This window comes from Gordonia sp. DT219 (assembly GCF_049847065.1).
In the GTDB taxonomy this organism is placed as follows: domain Bacteria; phylum Actinomycetota; class Actinomycetes; order Mycobacteriales; family Mycobacteriaceae; genus Gordonia.
Genome location: NZ_JBNCNR010000003.1, coordinates 293,885 through 307,635, shown reverse-complemented (window position 1 = coordinate 307,635; position 13,751 = coordinate 293,885). Strand labels below are relative to the sequence as shown.

12 protein-coding genes are annotated in these 13,751 nt (G+C 67.6%); 10 read left to right on the top strand and 2 right to left on the bottom strand.

What is annotated here, in order from left to right; all coding sequences use genetic code 11:
* The first annotated feature begins 257 nt into the window (after positions 1-257).
* From ACPXB3_RS07090 to topA, 3 genes are all read left to right on the top strand, one after another.
* Positions 258-461 carry a cold-shock protein gene (locus ACPXB3_RS07090; RefSeq protein WP_004022110.1) on the top strand — a complete coding sequence of 68 codons (204 nt, stop codon included), beginning with the start codon at positions 258-260 and terminating at the stop codon, positions 459-461.
* A gap of 188 nt (positions 462-649) precedes the next feature.
* Positions 650-1,231 (top strand): hypothetical protein, encoded by a 582-nt coding sequence (locus ACPXB3_RS07085; protein WP_425727196.1) that lies wholly within the window; start codon positions 650-652, stop codon positions 1,229-1,231.
* 262 nt (positions 1,232-1,493) lie between these two features.
* Entirely contained in the window at positions 1,494-4,703 is a 3,210-nt protein-coding gene (gene topA / locus ACPXB3_RS07080; protein ID WP_425727195.1) for a type I DNA topoisomerase, read from the top strand.
* A gap of 22 nt (positions 4,704-4,725) precedes the next feature.
* On the opposite strand, the gene ACPXB3_RS07075 is transcribed toward topA, so the two are convergent.
* Positions 4,726-6,207 carry an adenylate/guanylate cyclase domain-containing protein gene (locus ACPXB3_RS07075; protein ID WP_425704447.1) on the bottom strand — a complete coding sequence of 494 codons (1,482 nt, stop codon included), beginning with the start codon at positions 6,205-6,207 and terminating at the stop codon, positions 4,726-4,728.
* 172 nt (positions 6,208-6,379) lie between these two features.
* On the opposite strand from ACPXB3_RS07075, the gene ACPXB3_RS07070 reads away from it, so the two are divergent.
* The 7 genes from ACPXB3_RS07070 to ACPXB3_RS07040 all read left to right on the top strand — a co-directional run bounded on the left by ACPXB3_RS07070 (position 6,380) and on the right by ACPXB3_RS07040 (position 12,067).
* Positions 6,380-7,672, top strand: a complete 1,293-nt coding sequence (locus ACPXB3_RS07070; RefSeq protein WP_425704330.1) for a DNA polymerase III subunit delta' — start codon at positions 6,380-6,382, stop codon at positions 7,670-7,672.
* Between the two features lie 36 nt (positions 7,673-7,708).
* Positions 7,709-8,545 carry an ABC transporter ATP-binding protein gene (locus ACPXB3_RS07065; RefSeq protein WP_425704329.1) on the top strand — a complete coding sequence of 279 codons (837 nt, stop codon included), beginning with the start codon at positions 7,709-7,711 and terminating at the stop codon, positions 8,543-8,545.
* The gene (locus ACPXB3_RS07060) at positions 8,538-9,293 is read left to right on the top strand and encodes an ABC transporter permease (protein WP_425704328.1); all 756 of its coding nucleotides are present in this window, start codon (positions 8,538-8,540) and stop codon (positions 9,291-9,293) included. Before ACPXB3_RS07065 ends, ACPXB3_RS07060 begins: the two co-directional genes overlap by 8 nt.
* Positions 9,290-10,093 carry an ABC transporter permease gene (locus tag ACPXB3_RS07055; protein WP_425704327.1) on the top strand — a complete coding sequence of 268 codons (804 nt, stop codon included), beginning with the start codon at positions 9,290-9,292 and terminating at the stop codon, positions 10,091-10,093. The genes ACPXB3_RS07060 and ACPXB3_RS07055 overlap by 4 nt, the downstream gene beginning before the upstream one ends.
* A gap of 96 nt (positions 10,094-10,189) precedes the next feature.
* Positions 10,190-11,290 (top strand): ABC transporter substrate-binding protein, encoded by a 1,101-nt coding sequence (locus ACPXB3_RS07050; protein ID WP_425704326.1) that lies wholly within the window; start codon positions 10,190-10,192, stop codon positions 11,288-11,290.
* A 93-nt stretch (positions 11,291-11,383) separates the two neighbouring features.
* Positions 11,384-11,620, top strand: a complete 237-nt coding sequence (locus ACPXB3_RS07045) for a hypothetical protein (RefSeq protein WP_425704325.1) — start codon at positions 11,384-11,386, stop codon at positions 11,618-11,620.
* Positions 11,621-11,626: 6 nt separating this feature from the next.
* Positions 11,627-12,067, top strand: a complete 441-nt coding sequence (locus tag ACPXB3_RS07040) for a nitroreductase family deazaflavin-dependent oxidoreductase (RefSeq protein WP_425727193.1) — start codon at positions 11,627-11,629, stop codon at positions 12,065-12,067.
* A 9-nt stretch (positions 12,068-12,076) separates the two neighbouring features.
* Here the strand turns inward: ACPXB3_RS07040 and ACPXB3_RS07035 are convergent, their stop codons facing one another.
* Positions 12,077-13,750, bottom strand: a complete 1,674-nt coding sequence (locus ACPXB3_RS07035; protein ID WP_425727192.1) for a dipeptide ABC transporter ATP-binding protein — start codon at positions 13,748-13,750, stop codon at positions 12,077-12,079.
* Position 13,751: the final 1 nt, after the last annotated feature.

Sequence of the window (13,751 nt, the reverse complement as noted above, 5' to 3'; positions counted from 1 at the left end):
CACATTTTCGTTCAGGGTGGTTGCTGCGACTATCGCATCGATGGCGAACGTGATTGACTGTCAGCGGCCGCAGCTTCTTCCGATACATCGCCACTGCGGTGTTCGGGGGAATCTGGTTGCAGCCGTGGTACTGAGTTTTACCTCAGCGAACCGCGTTCACGGTTCATCGGGGCATCTTCGAGGTATGGCGGTGAGAACCGGCCACGGTGCGAGTCAATGTCGTACCGAGTTCAGATCGAATGTGAAGGAATGCAGTAATGGCACAGGGAACTGTGAAGTGGTTCAACGCGGAGAAGGGCTTCGGCTTCATCGCCCCTGACGAGGGGTCTGACGACGTGTTCGTCCACTACTCCGAGATCCAGGGATCCGGTTTCCGCACCCTCGAAGAGAACCAGCGTGTCGAGTTCGAGGTCGGGCAGGGCACCAAGGGCCCGCAGGCGACGGGCGTCCGCGCCGTCTGAGATGAACTCGCGGTAACGCGAAGAGGTTTGTCGCACCGCTCCCGGTCTGGATCATCCAGGCCGGGAGCGGTCTTTTGTGTACGGTGCCGCCCGGAGCAGTGGCCGCTGCCCAAGTGTCGCTGCCCAGTAGTGTCGCTGCCCAGTAGTGTCGCGGTCCCAGTAGTGTCGCTGCGCAGTAGTGTCATGGCGTGGGTCAGTTGGCGTTCTTCTCGGCGGAGACCGACGAACCAGGGGTCGCCGACCTGGCAGGTCTGCTCGCCGGTCCGGGCCAGTCTGCGTCCACGAAGAGCGGTACGCGGGTGTCGGTGGTCGTCGCCGACGTCTGGCGGGCGCAGGCCATCGCCGCCGAGATGCGGGCCACCGGCCTCGACGCCGAGGTCACCCGCTCCGACGAGGGCAGCCCGCTCGCGCGAACGGCATCGATATCAGGGCTCGACGATCTCCACCGCCGCTGGTTCACGGGCGCGGTCAAGACGATGCCCGCCGGCTGGGTCCCCACCCCGCGCGCCCTGCGGTTCTGGGTGCTCGCGGCCGGCCGCGAGGACGTGCGGGGCCAATACCTCCTCGGACTCGACCCGCATTGCCCGCAATCGCATGCCCCACTGGCCACCGCGCTGATGCGGGCCGGGATCGCCCCCACTCTGGTCGGGACCCGGAGCGTGGCGCCCGCCTTGCGGGTGTCGGGGCGACGTCGGCTCTCGCGTCTGGCCGAGTACATCGGGGTGCCCCCGGCCGGTGCACCCGCAAGTGAATGGCCGGGCGCACAGTGAACGTGTCGCATTTCCCGGCTCGGTCGCCAGAACGGGGGACAGTGGCGTCGAAGAAATGTGATGCACCCTTCACGACCGGTGTGACCAGGCGTTTTGTCACGAGAATTCGGGTTCGGGGCCGGTTGGGGTATACCTTGCCGGGAATTCAGATGTGCAATTGCCGCTATGTATAAGGTACAAACCCACTGACGGACACAGAGCGGTTCCACCTCCGGCACAACCTCCTGCGCCGAGGGACCGACTCCATAGCGAAGGACCCCCGTTGGCCGAGACCAGCACGACGAGCTCCACGAGCGGCAAAGCGATCCGGCGACTCGTAATCGTCGAGTCGCCCACCAAGGCGCGCAAGATCGCCGGATACCTCGGGTCCAACTATGTGGTGGAGTCGTCGCGGGGGCATATCCGCGATCTCCCGCGCGGCGCCGCCGATGTACCGGCCAAGTACAAGGGGCAACCCTGGGCGCGTCTCGGTGTCAACGTCGACGAGAACTTCGAGCCGCTCTACGTCGTCTCGCCGGACAAGAAGTCCACGGTCACCGAGCTGAAGTCGTTGATGCGTGACGTCGACGAGCTCTATCTCGCCACCGACGGTGACCGCGAGGGTGAGGCGATCGCGTGGCATCTGCTGGAGACGCTCAAGCCGAAGATCCCGGTCAAGCGCATGGTGTTCCACGAGATCACCGAACCGGCTATCCGGGCGGCCGCCGAGAACCCGCGTGACCTCGACATCGACCTCGTCGACGCGCAGGAGACCCGCCGCATCCTCGACCGCCTCTACGGCTACGAGGTGTCGCCGGTGCTGTGGAAGAAGGTCATGCCGAAGCTGTCGGCGGGCCGCGTGCAGTCGGTGGCCACCCGCATCATCGTCGAGCGCGAACGTGAACGGATGGCGTTCGTCTCGGCCGAGTACTGGGACATCGACGCCACCATGGACATCGGCGCCGACGCTTCGACGACCCCGCGGACGTTCACTTCCCGGCTCGTGTCGGTCGACGACGTCCGGGTGGCGACCGGCCGTGACTTCACCCCGAAGGGCGGCTTGAAGAAGTCCGACGGGGTGGTCGTTCTCGATCGGTCCCGCGCCACCGCCCTCGCCACCGCGCTCGAGCGCGCCGACATGACGGTCACCTCGGTCGAGGAGAAGCCGTACACGCGTCGTCCGTATGCGCCGTTCATGACCTCGACGCTGCAGCAGGAGGCGGGGCGCAAGTTGCGGTTCTCGTCGGACCGCACGATGCGGATCGCGCAGCGCCTGTATGAGAACGGCTTCATCACCTACATGCGTACCGACTCCACCACGCTGAGTGAGTCGGCCGTCAACGCCGCCCGCGCCCAGGCGCGAGAACTGTACGGCGACAACTTCGTTCACCCGACACCGCGTCAGTACACGCGAAAGGTCAAGAACGCCCAGGAAGCTCACGAGGCGATCCGTCCCTCGGGCGAGACGTTCCGTACGCCGGGTCAGCTCGCCGGTCAGCTCCAGGCCGACGAATTCCGCCTGTACGAATTGATCTGGCAGCGCACCGTCGCCAGCCAGATGGCCGACGCCAAGGGCACCACCTTGAGTTTGCGCATCACCGGAACCGCTTCCAGCGGTGAGGAATGCACATTCGCCGCGTCGGGCCGCACCATCACTTTTCCGGGCTTTCTGTCGGCTTACGTCGAGACCGTCGACGATCAGGCCGGCGGCCAGGCCGACGACGCCGAGAATCGGTTGCCGCAGCTGACGCAGGGGCAGTCGCTCACCGCGACCGCGCTCGACGCCGACGGACACTCCACCAACCCGCCGGCCCGCTTCACCGAGGCGTCGCTGGTCAAGGTGCTCGAGGAGCTGGGGATCGGCCGGCCCTCGACCTATGCCTCCATCATCGGCACCATCCAGGACCGCGGGTATGTGATCAAGAAGGGCAATGCGCTCGTCCCGTCGTGGGTCGCATTCGCCGTCGTCGGGCTGCTCGAGGCCTACTTCGAGAGCCTTGTCGACTACGACTTCACCGCGTCGCTCGAGGACGATCTCGACCAGATCGCCAACGGCCAGGAGAACCGCACGCGCTGGCTCACCGAGTTCTATTTCGGCGACGCCGCGAACGGCGCCGAACACGACGCGGAGATAGCCGGCGCCGGGAGCGAAGCGAGCGGGCCGAATGTAGCCGGCGCCGGGAGCGAAGCGAGCGGGCCGAATGTAGCCGGCTCCGATATCGCCAAGCACGGGGGACTGAAGAAGCTGGTCGGGGTGAACCTCGAGGAGATCGACGCCCGCGCGGTGAACTCGATCCGGCTCTTCGACGACGAGCAGGGCCGCCCGGTGTATGTGCGCGTCGGCAGGTTCGGGCCGTACCTCGAACGGGATCTGGCCGCCGGGAGCGCAGCGAGCGGGGCCGATGTGACGGCCGCCGGGAGCGCAGCGAGCGGGGCCGATGTGACGGCCGCCGGGAGCGCAGCGAGCGGGGCCGAGCCGGATCTGCAGCGCGCGAACCTGCCCACCGACATGACGCCCGACGAGCTGACTCTCGCGGTGGCGGAGAAGTTGTTCTCCACCCCGCAGGAGGGTCGTTCGCTCGGTACCGATCCGGTGAGCGGACACGAGATCGTGGTGAAGGAGGGGCGTTTCGGTCCGTATGTGACCGAGGTGCTGCCCGCCGACGACGACGAGGGTGAGGGTGGCGGTAATGCGCCGGCCACCATCCCGGCCGGGCCGACGCCGCGTGACGGCGGGGCAGGCGGCGATGTGGTGCCGCTGGACGAGACACCGTCGGGCGGTGGGGGGGCGGCGACGAAGACCGCGAAGAAGACGGCGGCGAAGAAGACCGCGAAGAAGACGGCCAAGAAGGCTGCCGGGCCCAAGCCGCGGACCGGTTCGCTGTTCAAGACGATGGATGTCTCGACGGTCACGCTCGCCGATGCGCTCAAGCTGCTGTCGTTGCCGCGGGTGGTCGGCGCCGACCCCGAGTCCGGTGAGGAGATCACCGCCCAGAACGGCCGGTACGGCCCCTATCTCAAGAAGGGCACCGACTCCCGGTCGCTGACCGGTGAGGAGCAGCTCTTCGAGATCACCCTCGACGAGGCGCTCAAGATCTACGCCGAGCCCAAACGTCGTGGCCGTCAGGCCGCGGCCCCGCCGCTGCGGGAGCTCGGTAAGGACGACGAGGTCAGCGGTGCGCCGATGGTGATCAAGGACGGCCGTTTCGGTCCGTACGTCACCGACGGTGAGACCAATGCGAGTCTGCGCAAGGGCGACGAGGTGGCCACCATCACCCCGGAGCGGGCGATGGAACTGCTCGCCGACCGTCGCGCCCGTGGGCCGGCCAAGAAGACCGCCAAGAAGGCGGCAGCGAAGAAGAAGGCACCGGCGAAGAAAGCCGCAGCCAAGAAGACACCGGCCAAGAAAACACCGGCGAAGAAGGCCGCAGCCAAGAAGACCGCAGCCAAGAAGACCGCAGCCGAGAAGAGTGCACCGGGCGACGACTCCTGAGGGGCCGGCCACCGGCCGCGCGTCAGCTGTGGGTGACCGGGATGGGGCTGGTGTTCATCGGGTCGGCGTGCGGGCGCGCGAGCAGGGTCTCGATGCCCCGGCCACGTAGTTCGACGCCCTCGCCGATGTCCCAGTTCTCGGCCTCGGCCTCGGCGGCCAGGAACACCGCCCGGGCCGACCCGAGAACGCGCGTCGGCTCGTCCTTGGCCAGTTCGGTGAGCCGGGCCGCCTCGTTGACCGGGTCGCCGATGACGGTGTACTCCAGCCGCTGCTCGGAACCGATGTGCCCGGCGATCGCCTTGCCCGCCGACACCCCGATGCCGATGTCGGTGTCGCCGAGGGTGGCGTAGAGCTCCGTGCGTAGTTCGCGGGCCGAGGCCAGCGCCCGCCCGGCGAAGTCGTCGAGATCCAGCGGCGCGCCGAAGATGGCGAGTGCCGCGTCACCCTGGAACTTGTTCACGAAGCCACCGTGGCGACCGACCACGGTGACCACCACGCGGAAGAACTCGTTGAGCATGTCGACGACCTCCCGCGGCGGCCGGTTCACCGCCAGGCGTGTCGAGCCGACGATGTCGACGAACAGCACGCCGACGTAGCGTTCCTCGCCGCCGAGTTCGGTACCGGTCTCGATGGCCCGGCGGGCCACATCCTCACCCACGTACCGGCCGAATAGGTTGCGCAGCAACTGGCGTTCCCGCAGATCGGCGACCATGTCGTTGAAGCCGGCCTGCAGCAGCCCGATGTCGGAGCCGTCATAGATCTTCACCGCGGCGTTCAGGTCGCCTTCGGACACCTTCGCCTGGGCGCGGCGCAGCTGTTTGATCGGATCGTTGATCGCGGCCACCACACGCGCGATCGCCAGCAGGCTGAACGCCAGCGACGCGAGCGCCATCCACAGGATCGGCCGCTGCAGACCGGGCGCGTCGGTCTCGATGAAATCGAGTCGCTGCATGGTGATCAGGCCGACGATCACCAGCATCGGCGCAACCACGCTGATCACCCAGAACACGGTGATGCGGGTGGTGACCCCGGGGGCTATCGCGTTGTCGGGGTTGTTGGCCATCGCCGCAACGGTGATGGGGCGCAACACCTTTTCGAACTGCAGGAAGCTGAGCACACACGTCACCAGTGCGCCGATGAAGCTGGCCATCGCGACGATGAACGCGTCGCGCCGTGACACCGTCAGATTCACGCAGGTGAACAGGATGCCGCCGACCAGCCACATACCGACATTGATCGCCGAGAGGATCATCGGCAGCTGTAGTGCGCGGCGTCGGGCGCCTTTGTTGTCCAGTCGGGTGCGGCGGCGGTGCCAGACCAGGACCGGCAGCGACACCTGGATGCTCAGGTAGGCACCGACGATCATCGCGACCACGAGATAGCCGACAAAGATGACTTGATTGAGGGTGGTGATCTCGTTGAACCGGAACGAGTCGGAGGCCGGCATCCCGAACCGCAGGAAGGCAAACGTGAACAGCGCGCCGACGAGGTTTGCCCGCAGCATGTCGAGTGCGAGGATCGGCCAGGGCGTACGGACCAGCCACTTCCCCGTGTACAGGGCTTTTGACAGCCACGACCGACGCTCAATCACGTCAACTACGGTAGCTGGCTGCTTGCAAGTGCTAAACGCGAGTGGACCAATCGGACGTGTCCGACGTGCAGTTTAGGGTGAAGTTGTGACAAATGTCTTCGACCGCATGATCGGGCAGGCCGGGGTGGTCGCCGACCTGCGGGCGGCCGCGGCCGGCGCCCGCGGGCTCGCGAACCGTCTCGACGAGAACGCCGCAGGTGCGGTGTCGATGTTCGGGCCGGGCGCCGCCGACGAGGAGCTCGGTGACCAGGGCCGCTCGTCGATGACCCACGCCTGGTTGTTCACCGGTCCGCCGGGCAGCGGCCGGTCGGTCGCCGCGACGTGCTTCGCCGCGGCACTGCAATGCCAGGACCCCCACGTCGTCGGGTGCGGCGAATGCCGTGCCTGCGAGACGGTGCTGGCGCACACCCACGCCGACGTCCGCAACATCGTCCCGCAGGGATTGAGTCTGTCGGTGGACTCGATGCGCGAGATCGTGCAGGTCGCCTCGCGCAGGCCGGGGACGGGCCGGTGGCAGATCGTCATCGTGGAGGACGCCGACCGGCTGACCGAACAGGCCGCGAACGCATTGCTGAAGGTGGTCGAGGAACCACCGTCGCGCACGGTGTTCCTGTTGTGCGCACCGTCGGTCGATCCCGAGGACATCTCGGTGACGCTGCGGTCGCGGTGCCGCCACGTCGCGCTGACGACCCCGTCGGTCGCCGACATCGAACGGGTGCTCGTCACGCGCGACGGCATCGACGCCGACGCGGCCCGCTGGGCGGCGTCGGTCTGCGGCGGGCATATCGGCCGGGCCCGGCGGCTGGCCACCGACGCCGACGCCCGCGCCCAGCGCGAGTCCGCCCTGGGAATCGCCCGGGCGGCCACCCGCGACTCGACCGCCTACAAGGCCGCCGAGGATCTGGTGCGTTCGGCGGATACGGCCGCGAAGGCGATCAGCGCCGAACTCGACGGGTCCGAAACCGACGAACTCAAGACCGCACTCGGCGCCGGTGGCACCGGGAAGGGCACGGCCCGCGCGCCACGCGGCAGCGCCGGGGCGTTGAAGGAACTCGAGAAACGGCAGAAGTCGCGCGCCACCCGGGTGGGCCGCGACGTCCTCGACCGCGCCCTCGTCGACCTCGCGGCGCTCTACCGCGATGCGCTGGTGCTGTCGATGGGTGCACGAGTGACGCCGATGCACCCGGACAAGACCGACGACACCACCTGGCCGATGGCCTCCTATGCCGCGCCCGAGCAGTTGTTGCGCTGCGTCGAGGCGGTACTCGACTGCCGTACCGCCCTCGACGTCAACGTCAAGCCCAAGTTCGCGGTCGATGCGATGGTCGCGCAGATCGGTCTGGCGATGCGGCCGCCCCCGAGGGTTACAGGTCGGTAATCGGAGGGAAATACCGGACTCCTAACGTGGCGTCGCATGGTCCCCACCACGCCGCGGCCACCCGGCACCGGCCTCGACATCACCGGTCTGACCAAGGTTTTCACCACCCGCGGGCTCCGTGGGGCGTCGTCGGTGACCGCGCTCACCGACGTCGACCTGCGGACCTCCGAAGGTAGCTTCCTGGCACTGCTCGGGCCCTCCGGATGCGGCAAATCGACGGTGCTGCGCATCCTCGCCGGACTCGAATCGCCGTCGTCGGGCACCGTACTGATGAATGGGCAATCGCCAAAAGAGTTGCAGCGCAACCACGAGCTCGGCATCGCATTCCAGGACTCCGCGTTGTTGCCGTGGCGATCGGTCGAGACCAACATCAAGTTGCCGCTGCAGGTCGGCCGGCTCCCCGCCGACGACGACCTCGTCGCCGACCTGATCGAACTGGTCGGACTGACCGGATTCGAGAAGTCCAAGCCGGCAACGCTGTCCGGCGGTATGCGCCAACGTGTCTCGATCGCACGGGCGCTCGTCGTGCGGCCGACCGCATTGCTGCTCGACGAACCGTTCGGCGCACTCGACGACATGACGCGCCAACGCCTCAACATCGAGTTGCTGCGGATCTGGACGGAGAAACCGGCGACCACGCTGATGGTCACCCACGGCATCGCCGAGGCGGTCTTCCTCTCCGATGTGGTGGCGGTGATGAGTCCACGCCCCGGTCGCGTCATCGAGCTGGTGCCCATCGATCTGCCGCGTCCGCGCACACCGGAGATGTTGCGCACGCCCGAGTTCCACGCCCTCACCGATCACCTGTCGGGGCTGTTGTTCGGCGCCCGGGGGACCGGTGGCGCCGGGGTCGCCGGAGCGGTGCGTGGATAGGGCCGCCGGCGTGATCGGCCTTCTCGGGCTGATCGTGCTGTGGTGGATCGCCGGCGCACTCGAGTGGTTCCACGGCACCATCCCGACCCCATGGGCCGTCTGTGAAGCAATCGGGGACAAAGGACTTCAGTTCTACGTCGACAACTTCTCGGCGACGCTGACGCTGGCGTTGCGCGGCTTCCTCTGGGGCAACGTGCTGGCGATCGTGCTCGCCGTGCTGGTGATCCTCTTGCCGCCGGTCGAGGCGCTCGCCACCCAGTTGGCGATCATCTCCTATTGCACCCCGATCATCGCCGTCGCCCCGATCATCCAGGTGGCCTTCGCCCAGGTGCAGACGATGATCGTGTTCCTCGCGGCGATCTCGGTGTTCTTCACGACGATGATCGGCACGCTGTCGGGTCTGCGCTCACCGCACAAGGGCAGCCTCGACCTCGTCAAGGTCTACGGTGGCGGACGGTTCGTGCAGCTGTGGCGGGTGCGCTCGGTCGCCGCCCTGCCGAACACCCTGGCCGCGGTGAAGATCGCCGCACCGGCCGCGGTGCTCGGCGCGGTACTCGGCGAGTTCCTGGCCATGCCCGAGCGTGGCGCCGGGCCGGCGATGATCATCGCCCAGCAGGCCGGTGACATCCCGCAGGTGTGGGCGATCGCGTTGCTGTCGGGCATCGCCGCCGGGATCGGATACGCGATCGTCGCGGTCCTCGCACGACTGATGACCCGATGGTCGTCGGGACGGGCGGTATTCGGATGAACGCCGGAGCGCAAAGCCTATGGGCAGCAACGAGATTCCTTTCCTCTCTGCTGTTGTCGCTGGTGTTGATCCTGGTGATCTGGTGGTTGTTCCTGCTGGCGTTCCCCGACATCGGGCCGATCATCGGCCGCACGCCGGCCGATGTGTACGCATACCTGTTCACCGCGCCCGACGCAGCGCAGTCCCGGAGCCAGATACTCGACGACCTGTGGATCACCCTCGAGGATTCGGCCATCGGATTCGTCACCGGTATGGCCGCGGCGCTGTGTGCCGCCGCCCTGTTCGTCGTATACCGTCCGGCCGCACAGACATTCATGCCGGTCGCGACGCTGCTGCGATCGGTGCCGCTGGTGGCGATGACCCCACTGATCACGCTCGTCGTCGGACGGGGTGTCGCGGTGGTCGCGGTGATGGGCGGAATCGTGGTGTTCTTCCCGGCCCTGGTCCTGATCATGACCGGACTGTCCAATGCCCCCACACATCTCGGCGACGTGATCGAGGTGTACGGCGGCAGCCGGTGGACGGCGTTGCGCCGCTCGGCGATCCCGTCGGCGGTGCCGTCGCTGTTCGGGGCCGCCAAGGTCTCGGTGCCGGGTGCGATCATCGGCGCCACCGTCGCGGAGTGGCTGGGTACCAACCGGGGACTGGGAGCGACACTGCAGCAAGCGCTTCCGGCCGCCGCCTACGACCAGCTGTGGGCGTCGGTCGTGGTGATCACCGTGTCGTCGATCGTGCTCTACGCCATCGTCGGCGTGGTCGAGACGGTGGTGTTGCACCAGATGGGCATGAGTGAGAACTAGCGCAATCCGATCCGGGTCGGCGTGGCCCCGGTGACCTTTCGTGACCGACCGAGAACAGACACCCGGGAACCGCCCGGAAAGAGGGGACACCACACCATGAATCAGCACCACAGCCTCGACGACGGAACTCGCGGCGCCGGATTCGATCGACGCTCCTTCCTCCGCTACACCATGATGGCCGGCGGCGCGGCCGGCGCGCTCGGCGTCGCGGGTGCGTTGTCGGCATGCAGCAGCGGTGGTGGTTCGGGTGGCGGCGGCGCGTCGTCGACCGATCCCAAGGTGCAGCTGTCGTGGCAGAAGAACGTCGAATTCGCCGGTGAATACTGGGCTTTGGAGAAGGGCTATTTCAAGGACGCGGGCATGGGCAGTCCTCAGTTGCAGACCGGCGGCGGTGCCGGTACCGGCGTGGAGACCGGCCTGACATCGAACAAGGTGTGGATCGGCATGACCGCGCCGCAGCTGACCGCGCCGGTCATCCTGCAGGGCGCGAAACTGAAAACAGTTGGGGCGACGTTCCAGAAGAATCCGTTCTGCATCGTGTCGTCGGCGGCGAAGCCGATCAACACCCCGCAGGAGATGAAGGGCAAGAAGATCGGCGTGCAGGCCTCCAACGAGAATGTCTTCAAGGCGTTGCTCACGGCGAACGGGCTGACCGAATCCGACGTGCAGAAGATCACCGTGCAATACGACCCGACTCCGCTGACCAAGGGTGAGGTCGACGGCTGGGTGGCCTACATCACCAACGAGCCGATCACGCTGGCGGAGGCCGGGTTCCCGAACAAGGCGTTCCTCTTCGCCGACTTCAACCTGCCGCTGGTGGCCGAGACGCTCGTGGTGCGGCAGGAGACGATCGACAACGAGCGGGACAAGCTCAAGGCCTTCCTCAAGGCCGACATCGCCGGCTGGTACGACGCGGTCGCCGATCCCGCCGGCTCGGCCCGGCTCGCGGTCTCCACCTACGGCAAGGACCTCGGCCTCGACGAGGCCGAACAGGTCAAGGAGGCGACGGCCCAGAATGCGCTGGTGGTGTCCGCGGACACCAAGGCCAACGGGCTGCTGACGATGACCGACGCGCTGATCGCCGAGAACATCGAGGCGCTGGCCAAGGCCGGGTACCGGCTCACCGCCGACCAGATCTTCGACATGTCGCTCATCAAGGAGGTCTACGCCGAGAATCCCGGGCTCAAGCGCACCTGAGCGGAGCTCGTCGTCGCCGGGACCATCTCCGATACGCTGAAGATCTGCCCGGCGCATCGCTGCGCGGGCGAACCGTGACGAGGAGTGAGGCATATGCCTGGATTCATCAGGAAGATCAAGGAAGAGGCCAAGGCGGTCGAGGCTGCGATCGACAACGAACTCACCGTGCTCGAGGGCGCCCCCGGCGGCTACGACCCGCTCTCCGAGGAAGACCAGGACGAGACGGGCGACGCCCCCACGGACAAAGACGCCACCGATGCGGACAAGGGCGGCGCTGCCCCACCCAACGACGACACCGAGGGCGGCGGCACGCCGGTCGAAGGGTCGTAGGACCGCGTGTCGCGCTCGACCGAACTGTTCGTCGTCGCCCTGAAGGCGCACCAATGGATCTATCAGCGCACCAACGGGCTGATCGGGCACCGGCTGCTGTTCGGCAACCCGACCCTGCTCCTGCACATGACCGGCCGTAAGAGCGGGCAACCTCGAACCACCGCGCTCACCTACGCCCGCGACGGCGACGCCTACCTCGTCGTCGCATCCAACGGGGGTTCGCCCCGACCACCGGCATGGCTGGCCAACCTCAAGGCCATCCCCGACGTCGAGATCCAGGTCGGACGCCGGCGCACCCCGGTCACCGCGCGGGCCACCTATCCCGACGACACCGAGTACGCGCGCCGCTGGCCACTGGTCGACGGCGTCAACAAGGGCCGGTACACCGAATATCAGCGCAAGACGAGTCGGCCGATCGCGATCGTGGAGCTGACGCCGCGCGGGTGAGGGTCCACGTCAACTGGGGGTACCTGCACGGGCGCGGGACCGTTGCCGCACCGGGTCGGGGTAGGGGACGGCCTCGAGCAGTGCCCGGGTGTAGTCCGCGCGCGGTGCGGTGAGGACCGTGCCGGCCGCGCCCTCCTCGACCAGCCGGCCGTCGCGGAGCACGGCGACGCGGTCGGCGACCTGCTCCACGACGGCGAGATCATGGCTGATGAACAGCGCCGCGAAGCCGAGGTCGCGCTGCAACTCGCCGAACAGTTCCAGGACGCGCGCCTGCACCGAGACGTCGAGTGCACTGGTCGGCTCGTCGGCGATCAGCAGCTTGGGCCGCAACGCCAGTGCGCGGGCCAGTGCTACCCGCTGACGCTGCCCGCCGGAAAGTTCGTGCGGGAGCCGATGGGCGAACGAGCGCGGCAGGTGGACCGCGTCGAGGAGCTCGTCGACGCGACGTGCCTGCTCGTCCCTGGTGCCGACGCCCTGGATGTCCAGCGGTTCCCGGATCGATTCCGACGCAGTGAATCTGGGGTCGAGGGAGGCCGTTGGATCCTGTGGCACGAAGGCGATGGTGCGGCGCAGCTGACGCAGCCGCGCCGAACTCACCCCGGCGAGGTCGTGGCCGTCGACGATCACCCGGCCGGCCCGAGGTGTGATGAGCCCGCCGATCGTGCGTCCGAGAGTCGTTTTGCCCGAACCGGATTCGCCGACCAGGCCGAGGACCGTGCCGGTCTCGACCGTCAACGACACGTCGTCGAGCGCGGTGTGCGGAGCCTGCCCGAACTGTCCGCGATGGGTGACGGTGAGATGTTCGACCGAGACCACCGGAGTGGCATCGGCGGTGTCGCGGGCGGTGCTGGTGGCGGCGGCGTGTGCGCCCGGGGCCGCAGACCCGGGGGACGGGAGCCGCGGCACGGCATCGAGCAGCGCCCGGGTATAGGGCTGGGTGGGCCGGGCGAAGATGTCGAAGACGTCACCACGCTCGACCACCTCGCCGAACTGGACGACCACGACGCGGTCGGCGATGTCGGCGACGACGCCGAGATTGTGTGTGATCAGCAGGATTGCCGCATCGGTCCGATCCCGCAGACGTACCAGCAGGTCGAGGATCTCGCGCTGCACGGACACATCGAGTGCGGTGGTGGGTTCGTCGGCGAGCAGCAGCGCCGGGTCATTGGCCAGGGCCAGCGCGATGACCACACGCTGCTTCTGCCCACCCGAGAGTTGATGCGGGTAGTGGTCGACACGACGCTCCGGCTGGGGGATCTCCACGAGCGTCAGCAATTCCACCGCTCGACGGGCTGCGTCGCGCCGGGAGATCTTACGGTGGGTGCGCAACGCCTGCCGCAGTTGCCATCCCACGGTCTGGACCGGGTTGAGCGCGGTCTGCGGCTCCTGAAAGATCATGGCGACGCGGGCGCCGCGAATGGTGTTGAGCACCTTCTCGTCCTGGTTCAGCACCTCGGCGCCGTCGACCTTGACCGATCCGGTGGCGCGTGCGGACTCCGGCAGCAGGCCGATCGCGGCGCGTGCCGTCATCGTCTTGCCGGAGCCCGATTCGCCGACGAGCGCGACGATTTCGCCGCGGTCGACTCGAAGACTGATGTCGGACACGGCGGGCCGCGGAAAGTCGAAGGTGATGCGCAGCGAATCGACCTCGAGGGCGGGCTGCGCGGTCGTCTGTGTGGTCATG